The organism is Flavobacterium frigidum, from assembly GCF_048286795.2.
Map to the genome: position 1 here is coordinate 36,470 of NZ_JBLVPT020000012.1, position 17,222 is coordinate 53,691.

General features: G+C 35.3%; 15 protein-coding genes. 11 read left to right on the forward strand and 4 right to left on the reverse strand.

The window, feature by feature from the left end; genetic code table 11:
• Positions 1-40: 40 nt before the first annotated feature.
• A complete protein-coding gene (locus ACNQGB_RS12065) occupies positions 41-1,285 on the reverse strand; it encodes an ABC transporter permease (protein ID WP_417945202.1) in 1,245 nt (414 codons plus the stop codon).
• Positions 1,286-1,634: 349 nt separating this feature from the next.
• Here ACNQGB_RS12065 and hisS point away from each other — a divergent pair, with 349 nt between their 5' ends.
• From hisS to mtaB, 11 genes are all read left to right on the forward strand, one after another.
• Complete coding sequence (hisS, locus tag ACNQGB_RS12070; RefSeq protein ID WP_417945200.1) at positions 1,635-3,005, forward strand: histidine--tRNA ligase; 1,371 nt, start codon at positions 1,635-1,637, stop codon at positions 3,003-3,005.
• Positions 3,006-3,307: 302 nt separating this feature from the next.
• On the forward strand, positions 3,308-3,886 hold the full coding sequence (locus ACNQGB_RS12075) for a nucleotide exchange factor GrpE (RefSeq protein ID WP_417945199.1): 579 nt from the start codon (positions 3,308-3,310) through the stop codon (positions 3,884-3,886).
• A 51-nt stretch (positions 3,887-3,937) separates the two neighbouring features.
• A complete protein-coding gene (gene dnaJ / locus ACNQGB_RS12080) occupies positions 3,938-5,053 on the forward strand; it encodes a molecular chaperone DnaJ (protein ID WP_417945197.1) in 1,116 nt (371 codons plus the stop codon).
• 201 nt (positions 5,054-5,254) lie between these two features.
• On the forward strand, positions 5,255-6,175 hold the full coding sequence (locus tag ACNQGB_RS12085) for an ABC transporter ATP-binding protein (protein ID WP_417945196.1): 921 nt from the start codon (positions 5,255-5,257) through the stop codon (positions 6,173-6,175).
• A gap of 85 nt (positions 6,176-6,260) precedes the next feature.
• The gene (locus ACNQGB_RS12090; protein WP_417945194.1) at positions 6,261-7,577 is read left to right on the forward strand and encodes an ABC transporter permease; all 1,317 of its coding nucleotides are present in this window, start codon (positions 6,261-6,263) and stop codon (positions 7,575-7,577) included.
• 199 nt (positions 7,578-7,776) lie between these two features.
• Complete coding sequence (locus tag ACNQGB_RS12095; RefSeq protein ID WP_417945193.1) at positions 7,777-8,940, forward strand: sigma-54-dependent transcriptional regulator; 1,164 nt, start codon at positions 7,777-7,779, stop codon at positions 8,938-8,940.
• An 84-nt stretch (positions 8,941-9,024) separates the two neighbouring features.
• Entirely contained in the window at positions 9,025-9,747 is a 723-nt protein-coding gene (locus ACNQGB_RS12100; RefSeq protein WP_417945191.1) for a DEAD/DEAH box helicase, read from the forward strand.
• Positions 9,748-9,763: 16 nt separating this feature from the next.
• A complete protein-coding gene (locus ACNQGB_RS12105) occupies positions 9,764-9,982 on the forward strand; it encodes a putative signal transducing protein (RefSeq protein WP_309756235.1) in 219 nt (72 codons plus the stop codon).
• 34 nt (positions 9,983-10,016) lie between these two features.
• On the forward strand, positions 10,017-10,262 hold the full coding sequence (locus ACNQGB_RS12110) for a hypothetical protein (RefSeq protein WP_417945190.1): 246 nt from the start codon (positions 10,017-10,019) through the stop codon (positions 10,260-10,262).
• A gap of 347 nt (positions 10,263-10,609) precedes the next feature.
• On the forward strand, positions 10,610-11,407 hold the full coding sequence (locus ACNQGB_RS12115; RefSeq protein ID WP_417945188.1) for a Cof-type HAD-IIB family hydrolase: 798 nt from the start codon (positions 10,610-10,612) through the stop codon (positions 11,405-11,407).
• 171 nt (positions 11,408-11,578) lie between these two features.
• Entirely contained in the window at positions 11,579-12,907 is a 1,329-nt protein-coding gene (mtaB, locus tag ACNQGB_RS12120; protein WP_417945187.1) for a tRNA (N(6)-L-threonylcarbamoyladenosine(37)-C(2))-methylthiotransferase MtaB, read from the forward strand.
• A 151-nt stretch (positions 12,908-13,058) separates the two neighbouring features.
• Here mtaB and ACNQGB_RS12125 read toward each other — a convergent pair whose 3' ends face one another.
• From ACNQGB_RS12125 to ACNQGB_RS12135, 3 genes are all read right to left on the reverse strand, one after another.
• Positions 13,059-13,775, reverse strand: coding sequence for a 3-ketoacyl-ACP reductase (locus ACNQGB_RS12125; protein WP_417945186.1), 717 nt, complete (start codon positions 13,773-13,775; stop codon positions 13,059-13,061).
• Positions 13,776-13,976: 201 nt separating this feature from the next.
• Positions 13,977-16,667, reverse strand: a complete 2,691-nt coding sequence (locus tag ACNQGB_RS12130) for a YfbK domain-containing protein (protein WP_417945185.1) — start codon at positions 16,665-16,667, stop codon at positions 13,977-13,979.
• A gap of 2 nt (positions 16,668-16,669) precedes the next feature.
• Positions 16,670-17,170, reverse strand: a complete 501-nt coding sequence (locus ACNQGB_RS12135; protein WP_417945183.1) for an RNA polymerase sigma factor — start codon at positions 17,168-17,170, stop codon at positions 16,670-16,672.
• Positions 17,171-17,222 lie beyond the last annotated feature (52 nt).

A 17,222-nucleotide genomic window follows, 5' to 3' on the forward strand; every position in this document is an offset into this window, starting at 1 on the left:
TTTCACATTTTGATCAAAGTCTTATCCCTAAAATTTAAATCTATTCGTATCGCAAAGCTTCAATAGGATCTAGCACTGCGGCTTTGATTGCAGGATACAGTCCAGAGGCAATAGCAACTATAAAACTGGTGATAAAGGCAGCCATGATTGCGCTCCAAGGAATTACAAAAGCGAAATCCATGGCAGTGGCGATTCCAAAACCAATTAAAATTCCAAAAATAATCCCTACGAGTCCGCCCATTTGTCCAATCAATAAGGTCTCTATCAAAAACTGAATAGCAATCGTTGTTTTCTTAGCTCCTAAAGCTTTCCGAACGCCTATTTCGCGCGTACGTTCAGTTACCGATACTATCATAATATTCATCAAAGCAATAGATGATCCCAGAACAGTAATCACTCCTATTAACCAGGAGGCTAATCCCAAATATTTTGTAATTCCTAGAATTCGATTGATCAAATCATCGCTTCGTACTACACCAAAGTTGTTGTCTTTCACAGGGCTCAATTTACGAACCCTACGCATGGTACTTGTAGCATTTCCTAAAGCTTGCTCTAGAAATTCCTTTTTAGCGACCATAACACTTACCGTATAATTGATGTTAGGCGCTGTAAATAAAGAACGTGCGAGTTGAATAGGGATTAAAACGCGTAAATCTTGACTATTGCCAAACGTAGATCCTTTCTCCTTCAAGACACCAATGACTTTAAATTTTGCCCCGCGAATAGAGATTATTTTATCAATAGGATTTACATCTTTAAGCAACCCTTTTTCAAAATCAGAACCTACCACGCACACACAGGCATTGTTTGCGATATCAAATCCAGTAAAATTGCGTCCAGAACTTGTTTCTAAACCAGAGTTGGTCATAAAAAATTCATCTACACCCACAATGGCATTTTCGGGATCAGTTTTAGTCGCTTCGTATTTTATTTCAGCAGCTGATGTAGCGGTAAACGATAAGGATGTTTGGGTAAATGGATACCCATATTTATTTTTGAAAGCGACTGCTTCAGGATACGAAATGATAGGATTTATGATCAGCCGTTCGTTTCCACCGCGATTCCTAGTCGTATTTTCATATTGTTTCAAGTTAAACGTATTGGCTCCCATCGATGCAAAATCCGAGGATATTGTGTTTTCAAGCGCCGAAACAACCGTAAGAATGCTCACCAAAGCGGTGATACCAATAGCAATAATCAGCACAGTAAGAACGGTTCTCAACAATTGTGTTCGGATGGAACCGAGTGCAATTCGAATATTTTCTTTGAATAATTTTAACATCATAGCAGTTTGACACGAAATTACAATTTTTGTTACAAATTTTCTTTAGCTAAAAACTAATTTATTGTAATCCTCCTTATTTGAAGCTATTTCCCGCTTTTCGTTACAATCCATCAGCAAAAATAATCTGTTTTCAATTGCCGCAAAGGAGCTTCCTGCGGTCGCTCTTTCCAGCAATAAAACAGTATTATTTTTCGCTTTTGTATTTTCACTACAATCGCGGCTATGCGTTCTGTAATAAAATGACAAAATTTCTAAAGAGAATAATTTTAAAAATAAGATATTTGCAGAAATATTTAAGAATTTACAATTTAGATTTTAGAAAGCTAATATCAGAAACCATATAGCAACAATGGCATCAAAACCGAGTATTCCAAAAGGGACTAGAGATTTTTCACCAACCGAGGTGGCAAAACGAAACTATATTATCCAAACCATAAAAGGTAATTTCGAGAAATTTGGTTTTCAACCGATAGAAACACCTTCATTCGAAAACTCAGACACGCTTATGGGAAAGTACGGTGAGGAAGGCGATCGTTTGATTTTTAAAATATTAAATTCCGGAGACTATTTGGCGAAAGCCAATCCCACTCATTTAGAGAGTAAAGACAGTACAAAACTAACAGCGAGTATTTCTGAAAAAGCATTGCGTTACGATTTAACCGTTCCCTTCGCTCGTTATGTGGTACAACATCAAAACAATATCGAATTTCCATTCAAACGATACCAAATTCAACCGGTTTGGAGAGCAGATCGTCCGCAAAAAGGACGTTTCAGAGAATTTTTTCAATGTGATGCAGATGTGGTGGGATCTAAATCCTTGTGGCAAGAAGTTGAACTGGTACAATTGTACGATACTGTTTTTACTGCGCTTGGTTTAGAAGGCGTAACAGTCAAAATTAATAACAGAAAAATATTATCGGGAATTGCTGAGGTCATTGGGGCATCTGATAAATTAATTGATTTCACGGTTGCACTAGACAAACTCGATAAAATAGGCGAGGACGGCGTGAAAAAGGAAATGATAGAAAAAGGTATTTCTGAAACGGCAATACAAAAGGTACAACCCTTGTTTAATTTTACAGGAACGATATCTGAGAAATTAAATCAACTTTCGGTTTTGTTAGCAGAATCTATCGAGGGAATGAAAGGGGTAGAGGAGTTGCGTTTTATATGTGACAATGTTGCAGAACTTGGATTGTCAACCGCAATTTTAGATTTGGATGTAACCTTGGCTAGAGGATTAAATTATTATACTGGTGCTATTTTTGAGGTGGCTCCGCCTAAATCAGTTGCAATGGGATCCATTGGCGGTGGCGGTAGATATGATGATTTGACTGGAATTTTCGGATTGAAAAATATGAGTGGTGTTGGAATTTCTTTTGGTTTAGACCGCATTTATTTGGTTGTCGAAGAATTGAATTTGTTTCCTAATACTGTAACCGCTACTTCTAAAGCGTTGTTTATTAATTATGGCGATACCGAAGCATTTTATGCGATGAAAGCGATAAAGGAATTAAGAAATGCTGGGGTAAAAGTCGAATTGTATCCCGATGCTGCAAAAGTGGCAAAACAATTCCAGCATGCAGATAAAAGAGGTATTCCGTTTGCGATAGTGGTAGGAGAACAAGAGATTGCTGGCAACACATTTTCGCTCAAAAATTTAGAGAGTGGCGAACAAGTTTCACTAGATTTTGAGGGTCTCAAAAAAGCGTTGTTGTAATTCTGTTTTAAAACCATTAAAAAAGCTTCGTCTACTAAACGAAGCTTTTTTAATATAAAACAATGGTGAATTAATAATATGAAGGAATTTCAATTTTAGTAATCAATTCTTTTAGCATTGATTACTAAATCAAATTTATTGAAAGTATAGCCAGATAATCTTAAAATTATATTAAAATTTTAAAGGATAAATTTTATTAAAAACCGTTTGAAATTATGCTGAAATTGTGAATACAATAAAAAGATGACAATTTGACATTTTAAAAGAATTGGCAGTACTTTTGCAATCAAAAAAAGAATAAAATGAAGTTTAAGAATATTTTTAAAAATACAAGTAATATGACTACTGAAAATACCGAGATTGATCAAGAAATAGATGATGTGACATTAGAAAATAATGCAAATGGAGAGCAAATCATTATTGAAGAACTAAGTGTAGAAGAGCAATTGACTCAAGACTTAGCTAAAGAGAAAGACAAGTATTTACGATTATTTGCTGAATTTGAAAATTACAAACGTAGAACTTCAAAAGAACGTATTGAGTTGTTTAAAACGGCTAATCAAGAGGTTTTACTAGCGATGCTTCCTGTTTTAGATGATTTCGATAGAGCGATAGTTGAAATAAATAAATCGGATGATGAGCTCTTGACTAAAGGAGTAGAGTTGATCCATGAGAAATTAAAAAGCACACTTGTTGCCAAAGGTTTAGAACAAGTTGATCTTAAAGCGGGAGATGCTTTTGATGCAGATTTTGCTGAGGCAATTACGCAAATCCCTGCTCCATCAGACGAGTTTAAAGGTAAAATCGTAGATGTTCTTGAAAAAGGATACAAACTAGGCGATAAGATTATCCGTTTTCCTAAAGTTGTTTTAGGACAGTAATTGACCCGAGCTGAGATATACTTTGGTGTATTTCAACAAAAAAAATAAAAAATGAAAAAAGATTTTTACGAAATATTAGGCATTTCAAAGAGCGCTGATGCTGCTGAAATTAAAAAGGCATATCGCAAAAACGCACTTCAATATCATCCTGATAAAAATCCTGGAGACAAATCGGCTGAAGAAAAATTCAAATTAGCCGCTGAGGCGTATGAAGTTTTAAGCGATCCTCAGAAAAAAGCAAAATACGATCAATACGGTCATCAAGCTTTTGATGGTTCAGGAGGTTTTGGCGGTGGTGGTCAAGGTGGAATGAATATGGATGACATATTCAGTCAGTTTGGTGATATCTTTGGAGGCGGTTTTGGTGGTTTCGGAGGAGGCGGTGACGGAGGTGTTCGTCGCGCTAAAGGAAGTAATCTCCGAATCAAAGTAAAGTTAACTTTAGAGGAAGTTGCCAATGGTGTTGAGAAAAAAGTAAAAGTAAAACGCAAAGTTCAAGCGCCAGGAGTATCATACAAAACGTGTTCTACGTGTAATGGTCAAGGGCAAGTGATGCGTGTCACGAATACCATTTTAGGTAGAATGCAATCGGCCTCCACATGTCCAACTTGTGGTGGTTCAGGTCAAATATTAGACAAAAAACCATCAGAAGCTGATTCTCAAGGAATGATCTTGGAGGACGAAACAGTGTCTATAAAAATACCTGCAGGTGTAGTTGACGGAATGCAATTGAAAGTTTCTAATAAAGGAAATGATGCGCCAGGAAACAGTATTCCAGGAGATTTGATTGTTGCAATTGAAGAATTGGAGCATGAGTTCTTGAAACGTGAAGGAGAGAATTTACACTATGATTTATACATCAGTTTTGCTGAAGCAGTTCTTGGGATCTCCAAAGATATTGAAGCTATAAACGGAAAAGTGAGAATCAAACTAGAAGAAGGAATTCAATCTGGTAAAATTCTAAGATTAAAAGGCAAAGGAATACCAAGTATCAATGGCTACGGAAACGGAGATTTATTGGTTCATGTAAATGTTTGGACGCCAAAAACACTAAACAAAGAACAAAAACAGTTTTTCGAAAAAAACCTAAATGACGAAAATTTTGTTCCAAATCCAGAGAAATCAGATAAATCATTCTTTGAGAAAGTAAAAGACATGTTTTCATAATAGAAAATTTGTCTAAGCTGTTTTAAATATAGTACCCATCCTTACTACAATAAGGATGGGTTTTTTTTGAAAATTATACGTGTTACTTATTTGGTGTTAACAGTCGCCTACACTTTTGTTAGAATGATTGTAATTCGTAATAAATTAAATGGCACTTACATGAAACTAATTATTTACTTTTACATCAATTAAAAAAGGAGCATGAGTACTATTTTAGAAGTTAATAAAGTTGTAAAACGATACGGTGATTATGTGGCGCTCAACGAGGTTTCAATGAGTATTCCAAGAGGAAGTATCTACGGACTTTTAGGTCCAAACGGAGCTGGAAAAACGTCTTTAATCCGAATCATAAATCAAATTACATTACCTGATAGCGGTGAAATTATTTTGGATGGTGAAAAACTGCAACCCAAACACGTTCAATACATCGGCTATTTACCCGAAGAAAGAGGATTGTACAACACGATGAAAGTGGGAGAGCAATGCTTGTATTTGGCCCAAATGAAAGGACTTTCTAAGGCTGAAGCCAAAAAACAACTGGAGTATTGGTTCGAAAGATTGGGAATTCAAGGATGGTGGAACAAGAAAATCCAAGAGCTTTCTAAGGGAATGGCACAGAAAATTCAATTTGTAGTTTGTGTATTGCACAAGCCAAAACTATTAATTTTTGATGAGCCTTTTTCTGGTTTTGATCCCGTAAATGCCAACACTATCAAGGATGAAATTCTGGCTTTACGAGAAGACGGAGCGACAATAATTTTCTCTACACACCGTATGGAAAGCGTAGAAGAATTGTGTGATCATATTGCTTTAATTCACAAATCGAATAAACTCATAGAGGGAAAACTAGACGAAGTAAAAAGACAATTTAAAACTAATAGTTTTGAAGTGGGCATTTTATCGGAGAATGTAGAAGGATTGATGTATGCTATTACGCAAAAATTCACCGTTGGCCCGGCTACTTTTAAATCCTTGAACAACGAATTAAAACTAGAAATTCAACTCGGGAATGCCACACCAAATGAGTTATTGAATATTTTGACACAATGCGGACAAGTAACTCATTTTGTCGAAAAGATTCCAAGTGTAAATGATATTTTTATTCAAACAGTAACACAATAGACTTTCCAGACTACTTAGATTTTTAGAAAATCTAATGGTTTATAATTCTAAGAGTCCAAAATGTCTAACAATCTAACCATCTAAAATGTCTATAGTATCATTAATTATAAAAAGAGAGTTTATTGCCAAGGTGCGGAATAAATCCTTTATTGTCATGACTTTTTTAAGTCCGTTATTATTTGTGGGAATCGCCGTTTTTGTTGCGTATTTAAGTTCCATGAAAGCAGACACGAAACGAATTGCTATTCATGACGAATCAGGTATGTTTGCAAAGGAATTTACGTCGCAGAACAATAAAAAGGAGGAATACAAATACCTTGATTTAACTGCAATTGATTTAAAATTTCTCAAAGATAGTATCACAAAGGAAAGCTATGAGGGATTATTGTATATCCCAAAGGCGAGTAATACTGAGGATTTCGAAAGTAAAATACAGTTTATTTCAAACAGCAGTCCCAGTATTTCATTCATTGAAAATGTTCAGGATGTAATTGCCAATAAATTAACTAAAAGCAATTTAGAAAAAGCACATTTAGATACCCGGGCAATCAAAAATGCTCAGTCTAAAGTAAATATTAGCTTGACAAAAGCCTCTGGTGAAGAAAGTGTCAAAGGACTTAACGAAATCAAAATCGGGATTGGTGGCGCATTTGGATATCTTATTATGATGTTCATAATTATTTATGGAAACATGGTGATGCGAAGTGTCATCGAAGAAAAAACCAGTCGAATAGTAGAAATCATAATTTCCTCAGTGAAACCATTTCAATTGATGATGGGAAAAATCATAGGAACTTCACTAGCAGGATTGTTGCAATTCCTAATTTGGGCAATAATTGGAATGTCTTTACTTTTTGCAGCTTCGGCATTTTTAGGAGTAAATGTGGGTCCTACAGCCAGGGTTTCGCCAGAAATGATGCAAACTGTACAGCAAGAAATGACGGGAACTGCCCAAATGTATATTAAGGAATTATGGAATTTACCCATTGCAAGTATCTTGATTGGATTTGTGATTTACTTTATTGGCGGCTATTTTCTATACAGTTCCTTTTACGCAGCAATTGGCGCCGCAGTCGATAATCAAACCGATTCACAGCAATTTTTGTTGCCAATCATTATGCCGTTAATGTTGAGTGTTTATGTTGGATTTTTTACGGTTATCAATGATCCACACGGGACAATTGCAGTCGTTTTCTCAATGATTCCGCTTACTTCTCCTATCGTAATGCTGATGCGAATTCCGTTTGGCGTACCTTTGTGGCAAATCACCATTTCTGTAACGTTATTGTTCGGTAGCTTCTTTTGTGTCGTTTGGTTTGCTGCAAAAGTATACCGAATTGGGATACTTATGTACGGCAAGAAGCCAACGTGGAGTGAGATGTATCGCTGGTTGAAATATTAAATAAAGCTCGGCTCAGCTTTGTTAAAACTTAATTAATTTATGGAGCTATTTCCCGCTTTCCGTTGCAATCTTTTTATTTTTAAAGAAAAAATAAAAAGGATTTCCACTTCAATCGGGGCTAGGGCATCAGTTTTCAAAAACTTTGTCTGTTAATTAGAAATTAAATTTTGTGTCTTGGTGGCTAAACAAAAATAAAAATATGTCAAAAATACTAATCATAGAAGACGAAGCTGCAATTCGAAGAGTACTCACAAAAATACTCTCTGAAGAAAATGACACTTATCAGGTTGAAGAAGCCGAAGATGGTGTTGCAGGTCTCGAAAAAATAAAGAACAACGATTACGATTTGGTTTTGTGCGACATCAAAATGCCAAAAATGGATGGTGTTGAGGTATTAGAAGCAGTCAAAAAAATCAAGCCCGAAATTCCTATGGTGATGATTTCCGGTCATGGCGATATGGAAACGGCAATTAACACGATGCGTTTGGGAGCGTTTGATTACATTTCAAAACCACCAGATTTAAACCGATTATTGAATACGGTTCGCAACGCTTTAGACAAAAAACAACTCGTAGTTGAGAATAAAATCTTAAAGAAAAAAGTCAGTAAAAACTACGAAATGATTGGCGAAAGTGAAGCCATCAATCATATCAAAGTGATGATTGAGAAAGTAGCTCAAACCGAAGCTAGAGTTTTAATCACGGGTCCCAACGGAACCGGAAAAGAACTGGTTGCGCATCAACTACACGAAAAGAGTGAGCGCGCTAATTTCCCTTTAATCGAAGTAAACTGTGCTGCAATTCCATCAGAATTGATAGAAAGTGAATTATTCGGTCACGTAAAAGGAGCATTTACTTCGGCTGTCAAAGATCGCGCAGGAAAATTTGAAGCTGCGGATAAAGGGACTATTTTTTTAGATGAAATTGGGGATATGAGTCTTTCGGCGCAAGCAAAAGTATTGCGTGCTTTACAGGAAAGTATGATTACCAGAGTGGGAGCGGACAAAGACATCAAAGTCGATGTTCGTGTGGTAGCAGCTACCAATAAAGATTTGAAAGTTGAAATTGCCGAAGGGCGTTTCCGAGAAGATTTATACCATCGTTTGGCAGTGATTTTGATTAAAGTCCCGGCTTTGAATGATAGACGAGATGATATCCCGATGTTGATTTCTCATTTTGCGGATAAGATTGCTTCGGAGCAAGGGAATGCAGTCAAAAAGTTCTCTTCAGCAGCGATTAATTTGTTGAAAGAATACGATTGGACAGGAAATATCCGTGAATTACGAAATGTGGTAGAGCGCTTGATTATCCTTGGCGGAAGCGAAATTTCTGAGAATGATGTGACATTATTTGCGTCTAAATAAAATTAATTTAATGATTGAATAATTTAAAAATTAGTGTGGTAATATTTTAATTTTTGAATATTTAAATCTATCAATATCAAATAAATGAAACTAAAAAAAATAAACGAAGAGTTACAACAAGCCTTAATTGAAAACGGTTTGACTGAAGCCAATGCGATGCAAAAAGAAACATTTTCGACCATGAAAAGTGGTTCGGATTGTATTATTATCGCACCAAAAGGAAGCGGAAAATCAACTACAATTGTGCTGAATGTAATTCAGAGATTGGCTGGAGTGACCGAAGAATCGCCAAGGGCTTTGATTATAGTTGAAGATAAAGCGAAAGTATTAGAAATGGAATCTCTTTTTGAAAAATACGGAAAGAATTCTAATTTAGAAGTTTACGGTGTTCATGATAAAGGCGACATGGAGTACGATAAAAATTATATTTCCAGCGGAATTGATGTTTTGATTGGAACGCCAAATAAGTTAAGCGAAATGTTTACTACAGCTGGATTTAACGTAAACCGATTAAAAATGTTTATCCTTGATGATGCTGATCCAATTTTGAAGTTGCGTCATGAAACAAAAATCATGCGTATTTCGAATAGTATTGTTAGAGCGCAACGTATTATTTTTTCGGAACAATTCACAGAACGAATAGAAGTTCTTGCTGAAAAAATGCTAGAGGAACCTTATGAATTCGATTTTGATGGAGAAGATGAAGACGAAGAAGATTTTGACGAGGAAGAAAACTTGGAGGTAGATGCAAATGAAGATTTTGAGGAGGAGGAATTAGAAGGCGATGAAGAAAACGGTACAAAATAATTAAATAAAGAGGGAAATGGGATTAATGAAAGTGTTTTCGGGAAGTGAGATTTTAGCTGTAGCGTTACAAGAAAGAATTGAATCGATTGGCGTCGATGTAGTAGTAAAAAATAATATACAATCGGCTCGATTGGGAGGATTTGGAAATTCAGATTTAGCGGTTGAATTGTTTGTTCAGGAAACCGAGTTTGCAAAAGTAAATCCTGTTATTGAAGAATTCAGAATGAGTATTTAAATTTATATATTTGCTATTCAAATACCTCTGTAAGATGGACATAGCTGCAAAAAAAATAGAATTGATGGATTGGTTACTTCATGTTAATGATGAAAGTAAACTAAAAAAAATAATTGCGTTTAAATCTGTTTTAGACCAAGAAGTTGTTGCGCATACCATAAGTGGTTACCCAGTTGATAAGGAAGAATACGTTGCTATGGTAAAAGAGGCTGATGAACGAATTTCATCGGGAGAATATACAACGATTGAAGATTTAGAAAAAGAAATCGAGAAGTGGTAATATGCAGAAGCCAATTACCATACTTTGGGATACTGAAGGGAAAGCCGATTTAAAACTACTATTTGAATTTATTAAATTAAAATCTCCTCAAGGAGCTAGGAACGTTATCAGAGATATTGTACTTCAAAGTTAAAACATTCATTTTGTTGAGCAATATCAAGTAGATGAATTCTTAGGAGAACCATTCAGAAGAATGATTGTTCGAGATTATAAAATTATTTATAAAATTCATTCTGAAACTGAAATTCGTATCCTTCAAATTTTTGACACTCGTCAGAATTCAATCAACTTGAAAAAGTAATTTGTGAATCCGCAGTAATTGAAATTACTACGTTTAAAAAATAATAATGAAATATAAAATGTTGGTTTTAGACTTGGATGACACTTTGTTAACCGATGACCATACCATTTCAGTAGAGAATGCAGCAATGTTGTTTAAGGCCCAGGAATTAGGAGTTTATGTTATTCTGGCTTCTGGAAGACCAACGCCAGCAATGATTGCTTACGCCAAAGAATTACAATTGGATAATTCGTATATGATATCGTATAATGGAGCTGTTATTACTGATTTAAAAGAAGATAAAGTCATTTTTGAGCAAACGTTAACTCAAGGGCAAATCCATGAATTGTATGATTACAGTTTAAAAAGTAAGACACACATTATTACTTACGTTAATGGGAAAATTGTAAGTGAAACGGATTCTGAATATATTGAAATCGAAAAAAATATTACGGGTTTAGAACACAATAAAGCGGTAAGTTTTAAAGAAGAAGTTCAGTCTTCAGCTGTCAAATGTATTTTGTTAGAAGAGCCAACTTACTTAAAAGAAGTAGAAAAAGACTTGAAAGCCGCAATGCCGCATCTAAGTGTGAGTATGTCAAAGCCATTTTTTCTTGAAGTAGCGCAAAATGGAATTGATAAAGGAGCCAGTATCAAATTTTTAGCCGAGAAACTAAATATTCTTCAAAGTGAGATTATTGCTGTAGGAAATGCAGGGAATGATTTAACCATGATTGAATATGCTGGATTAGGAGTTTGGGTCGATAATGTCGATCCTGAATTGAGAGCTAAAGGAGATTTTATCGTAGCTTCTAATAATAATCATGGCGTGGCTGAGGTGGTGAGAAGATTTATTTTGAATTAAATCTTAAATCAAAAAATAATAATTTATCATCCGATACTTAGTCTCTCAAAAGATTCTGAGTGTCGGATTTAGTTTTTAATAAAATTGTTGTCGTCTAAAAATTAATAGATTTTAGTTCGTAAATTTGCACACTCAATTTTTTGACAACGATTTCATTAATTGAGTTATAATATGGAAAATAGAAAAAAAGTAGCCTTTTATACCTTAGGCTGTAAACTAAACTTCTCAGAGACTTCTACGATTGCCCGTAACTTACAAGACGAAGGATTTGACCGTGTAGATTTTGAGGAAGTCGCTGATATGTATGTGATTAATACGTGTTCAGTTACTGAAAATGCTGATAAGCAGTTCAAACAAGTCGTGCGTCAAGCAATGAAATTGAATGATAAAGCATTTGTCGCGGCAGTGGGTTGTTATGCGCAATTGAAACCGGAAGAATTAGCGAGTGTAGATGGAGTGGATTTAGTTCTTGGTGCAACTGAAAAATTCAAATTGGCAGATTATATCAATGATTTGTCGAAAAATGATTTTGGCGAAGTGCATTCCTGCGAAATTGCCGAAGCTGATTTTTATGTTGGAAGTTATTCGATTGGAGACAGAACCCGTGCTTTCTTGAAAGTTCAGGACGGTTGCGATTATAAATGTACGTATTGCACCATTCCGTTAGCAAGAGGAATTTCGAGAAGTGATGAACTGGAAAATGTATTGAAAAACGCTTCAGAAATTTCAAAACAAAATATCAAGGAAATTGTTCTTACCGGAGTGAATATTGGGGATTACGGAAAAGGAGAATTTGGAAATAAAAAACACGAGCATACTTTTTTAGAATTGGTTCAGGAATTAGACAAAGTAGAAGGAATCGAAAGACTGCGAATTTCGTCTATTGAACCAAATTTATTGAAAAATGAAACGATTGAATTTGTATCAAAAAGTAGAACTTTTGTTCCGCATTTTCACATTCCGCTACAATCGGGAAGCAATGATATTCTAAAATTGATGAAACGCCGTTACCAACGCGAAGTATATACGGAACGCGTAAATAAAATCCGGGAAGTAATGCCACACGCTTGTATTGGCGTAGATGTAATTGTAGGTTTTCCGGGTGAAACAGACGAACATTTTTTAGAGACCTACCATTTCTTGAATGAAATGAATATTTCGTATTTACACGTATTCACGTATTCGGAACGAGATAATACTGAAGCAGCTTCAATGGAAGACGTTGTTCCTGCTAACGTTCGCGCCAAACGCAGTAAAATGTTACGAGGTTTGTCAGTTAAAAAACGCCGTGCTTTTTACGAAAGTCAATTGGGAAGTAATAGAACTGTTTTGTTCGAAAGTGAAAACAAAGAAGGTTATATTCACGGGTTTACCGAAAACTATGTGAAAGTAAAAACACCTTGGAATCCAGAATTAGTGAATACTTTACATGACATTAATTTGACGAAAATTGATGAAGATGGAAGTGTACGAATGGATTTTGTTACGAGTATGTTTTAGTTTTTAAACATATAAGTCATATACGCAAAAGATTAAAAAACCATTAAGGGATTAAGTTCATTAAGTTTTACGCTTAATTTTCTTAATCTCTTAATGGTTTTTATTGTACCTATCGACATTTGACTTTAAGACTTTTGACTTTCGACTACTTTTAAGGGTTCGTAGACCAAATACTACTGTTTTTGATAAATACGCGTCGGTTTAGTTTTAGTTGGGCGATGATTAATTCGGACATATCTTCTGCTTGCATTACGGTTTCTGGATTACCGTCTGTCAATTTTAATTCTTTGGCCATGTCGGTTGCAACAGTACTCGGCGTTAATGCCGTTACACGAATATTATGCTTTCGAACTTCTTGCATCAACGATTCCGTTAATCCTAAAACGGCAAATTTAGAAGCGCTATAGGCACTAGTTAAAGCATTCCCACTTAATCCTGCAGTGGAAGAAATATTGATGATATCACCTGTTTGTCTTTCGATCATATTTGGCAAAACGGCACGGGTTACATAATACGTTCCCATAAGGTTTACCTGAATGATGCGTTCCCAATCTGTTGGCTCTAATTCTAAGAATTTTCCAAAAGCTGCTATTCCGGCATTGTTGATTAAAATATCAATGGTTCCAAATTCAGCCAAGGCTTTCTCAACGGCAGCGTTTACCGAATTGATATCAGCAACATCGGCAGTGATGGCAAGCGCTTTTACTCGCAAAGAACGCGCTTTTATGGCAACACTTTCTATTTCATCTTTCGTTCGCGCCACTAAAATTACATTTACACCTTCTTTAGCTAATGCCAAAGCGATTGCTTTTCCAATTCCTTTTCCTGCGCCGGTGATTAGGGCATTTTTATTTTTTAAATCTGTCATTTTTTGCTTTGTTTTTGTTCCAAAACAAAGTTAAGGCATTTGCTCAGGGTAGAGGCTGTCTTTAACTTAAAATTAAAGCCAAAATATTTTAGAACTATTTCTGAATTTTTGGAGTTAAAAGAATGAAGTTTTCAATTGAAAAATGAAATAAAAAAAGAGCTAACAGGTTTTCAAAACCTATTAGCTCTAAAACTTAATAAATTATTTCACAGTTTCTACCAAACGGACAAACTCTGCTTTATAACCGTCTTCGTCATTGGACAATCCTTCTTTTGCCAGTTTTTTGATTTCTTCAGAAGATTTATTAGATACCAGTTTTGAATCTCTTAATTTCAACCCAAACCAAGCTACAGCGGAACTAAATTTAAAATCATCGGACGAATTTTTTAATGGAATGGATTTGTTTTCAATAGCCTTTACCATTTCGATACTTTTTTCACCATCAGGTTTTTTATATCGGAGTTTTATGGTTGCAAGCTCTTCACTATAATTACTTTCGTTTGGATAAACTTTTGTGTATTTTAAATCAGGTTGATTGTTAATAAATTCATTTTCCAAACCAGTTGGAATCACTTCGTACAAAGCAGTTACTGTATGGCCGCTACCTAACTCTCCTGCATCAATAGTATCGTTTGTAAAATCTTCAGGACGCAATTTTCTGTTTTCGTAGCCAATTAATCGGTACGCCTGAACATGTTTTGGATTGAATTCGATTTGGATTTTCACGTCTTTGGCGATAGCAAACATTGAACCTTTAAATTCTTTACCTAAGAAACGATTGGCTTCTTGAATATTGTCGATATAAGCATAATTTCCATTGCCTTTGTCGGCTAAAGTTTCCATTTTACTGTCTTTGTAATTGCCCATTCCATAGCCCAAACAAGTCAAGAAAACACCTGATTTTCTTTTTTCTTCAATCAAGGTTTGCATGTCGGTATTGGAAGATGCGCCCACGTTAAAATCGCCGTCAGTAGCCAAGATTACTCGGTTATTTCCTCCTTTGACGAAATTCTCTTGAGCTAATTTATAAGCCAATTCTATTCCAGCTCCACCAGCTGTGCTTCCGCCAGCATTGAGTTTTTCCAACGCATCAATTATGGTTTGCTTTTCATCTCCAGATGTTGGAGGCAAAACCATTCCTGCTGCTCCAGCATAAACCACAATGGCTACTTTGTCTTTTTTACGGAGTTCGTTTACCAAAATTTTCAGTGATTGTTTCAGTAAAGGCAATTTGTTGAGATCACTCATCGAACCTGAAACATCAATCAAGAAAACCAAGTTGGAAGCTGGCAGATTATCCGTTGGAATATTTTTGCCTTGCAAACCAATTTTTAGCAATTGGTGTTTTGGATTCCAAGGACAATCACTATATTCCGTACTAATCGAAAACGGATTTTGGTCTTGTGGTTGTGGATTTTTGTACTTGAAAAAATTGACCATTTCTTCGACTCTCACCGCATCTTTCGGCACGGTTTGTCCGTTGTTGATAAAACGTCTTACGTTGGTATAAGAAGCGTTGTCAACATCAATCGAGAAAGTGGAAAGAGGCGCTGATTTTGGACTTTCGAATTGATTTTCTACAAAATTTTCATAGTCTTCTTGTGAAACTTCGATAGATTTTGGTGGAACTACTGCTTGTTCTTCCTTTTTATTTTTGTTCAGTTTTTTGAGTCTTTTTTCTAGTTCTTTTTTGGAAAGATTTTGATAAGTTCCGTTTTTTGTGGTTATAATGATGACACCATTTGATGCTCTACTTCCGTATAAAGAAGTTGCTGAGGTGTCCTTAAGAACGTTTATAGTTTTAACGTTTTCAGATTTTAACTGTTTAAAATCATCAGGATTCACAGGAACGCCATCAATAATGTATAAAGGCTCGTATGATTGTGTAATGGATGCGTTTCCGCCGATTATAATTGTTGGAGAAGGTTTAGGCGTGCCTTGGCTTAAATATCCAGGATTGTTTGTAATTTGAACACCTGCAACTTTACCTTGAAGGGCTTGACTAACATTTACTGATTTTTGTTTTAGCAGATCATTACTAGAAATCATTGTAACAGAACCCGTCAAAACTGACTTTTTTGGCTTTGATGCATAACTAGCAACTACTACTTCATTCAAAGCCATTGAATTATTAACCAGTTTCATATTTATTTTATCATTTTCACCAACAGTGGCATAACTGTCTTCATATCCTATATATGAAAAAACAAGTTCATCTCCTTTTTCAGCTTTGATGCTAAATTTTCCATCAAAGTTAGTTGCGACTCCTTTTGTTATTCCTTTAATATATACATTCACCCCAGGAAGTGGTAAGTCCATTTCGTCTGTAACTATGCCTGAAATCATTCTTGTTATGGCATCGTAAGTAGATGTGATTTTGGCTTTTGCCTTATTTTCTTCTAATGCAATTGCTTCGACTTTAAAGGCGTTATTATTCGCTTCTTTGTCCTTGTTCCGTTCGATGTCTTCTGAATTAGTAGAAGTTATTTGATTGATGTCACTATTGATATGAGTTGTTGTTTTTACTACGACTACAGGTTTTTCAATTTGTTTTTTTAGAATAACTTCTACATCTGGTTTTATGGTTTTTGAAAGTCCCTCGGTTTGTTTAGGCTCTGTTTTTTCTTGAATAACTACGCTGTTTTCTTTCGTTTCGCTTGGAGTGATTACTTTCGAATCGGTTTTAATAAACTGGTATCCCAATGAGAAAAACAATAGGAGTGAAGCGGCAATGGCTAATTTTTTCCAAAGTACAATAGCTTTTTTGTCTTCTTTTTCATCGATTTTTTCTTCTACTCGCATCCAAACTTTTTCCATTGCAGGAAAGTTTTTTTCTTCTGCTTTTTGGGAAGCATTTTTTATTTTTTGGAATATTTTTTCTTGATTGTCCATGACTATTTCGCTTTTTGGTAATACAAATTGTTTACTAATTCCTTTAGCTTGGTTTTCGAAGCATTCAATTGTGATTTTGATGTTCCTTCGGAAATGTTCAGCATAACTGCAATTTCTTTATGACCATAGCCTTCGATAACGAAAAGATTAAAAATCGTCTTGCAACCTTCAGGAATATGATTGAGCAAATTCAGCAAATCGTCCTCTTCGAGGTCCGTTATTTCATCAGTAAGAGGCTGCGAAATAGTTTTGAGATCATCAAGATACAAATTGAAATTGGTGTTTTTCTTGATGTTAGCCAAACAATGATTAACTGTAATTTTTCGGGACCAAGCTTCAAAAGCGCCAAATTCTTTGAGCTGGTCGAGTTTTGTGAAAATAGTATAGAAAGCATCGGCCAATGCTTCTTCTATTTCTTCCTCTTTCTTTAGGTAGCGCTTGCAAGTGCGGTACAATTTTGGAGCCATAAGCTCGTACACTTGACGCTGGGCATCTCGGTGCATTTTTTTGCATTCAGAAATTAATTTTTCGTTTATCACAATTGATGTCTTTCTA

Coding starts and splice junctions, on each gene's coding strand:
- ACNQGB_RS12065 (WP_417945202.1), bottom strand. CDS start 1,285: ATGATGTTAAAATTATTCAAAGAAAATATTCGAATTGCACTCGGTTCC.
- hisS (WP_417945200.1), top strand. CDS start 1,635: ATGGCATCAAAACCGAGTATTCCAAAAGGGACTAGAGATTTTTCACCA.
- ACNQGB_RS12075 (WP_417945199.1), top strand. CDS start 3,308: ATGAAGTTTAAGAATATTTTTAAAAATACAAGTAATATGACTACTGAA.
- dnaJ (WP_417945197.1), top strand. CDS start 3,938: ATGAAAAAAGATTTTTACGAAATATTAGGCATTTCAAAGAGCGCTGAT.
- ACNQGB_RS12085 (WP_417945196.1), top strand. CDS start 5,255: ATGAGTACTATTTTAGAAGTTAATAAAGTTGTAAAACGATACGGTGAT.
- ACNQGB_RS12090 (WP_417945194.1), top strand. CDS start 6,261: ATGTCTATAGTATCATTAATTATAAAAAGAGAGTTTATTGCCAAGGTG.
- ACNQGB_RS12095 (WP_417945193.1), top strand. CDS start 7,777: ATGTCAAAAATACTAATCATAGAAGACGAAGCTGCAATTCGAAGAGTA.
- ACNQGB_RS12100 (WP_417945191.1), top strand. CDS start 9,025: ATGAAACTAAAAAAAATAAACGAAGAGTTACAACAAGCCTTAATTGAA.
- ACNQGB_RS12105 (WP_309756235.1), top strand. CDS start 9,764: ATGGGATTAATGAAAGTGTTTTCGGGAAGTGAGATTTTAGCTGTAGCG.
- ACNQGB_RS12110 (WP_417945190.1), top strand. CDS start 10,017: ATGGACATAGCTGCAAAAAAAATAGAATTGATGGATTGGTTACTTCAT.
- ACNQGB_RS12115 (WP_417945188.1), top strand. CDS start 10,610: ATGAAATATAAAATGTTGGTTTTAGACTTGGATGACACTTTGTTAACC.
- mtaB (WP_417945187.1), top strand. CDS start 11,579: ATGGAAAATAGAAAAAAAGTAGCCTTTTATACCTTAGGCTGTAAACTA.
- ACNQGB_RS12125 (WP_417945186.1), bottom strand. CDS start 13,775: ATGACAGATTTAAAAAATAAAAATGCCCTAATCACCGGCGCAGGAAAA.
- ACNQGB_RS12130 (WP_417945185.1), bottom strand. CDS start 16,667: ATGGACAATCAAGAAAAAATATTCCAAAAAATAAAAAATGCTTCCCAA.
- ACNQGB_RS12135 (WP_417945183.1), bottom strand. CDS start 17,170: ATGCACCGAGATGCCCAGCGTCAAGTGTACGAGCTTATGGCTCCAAAA.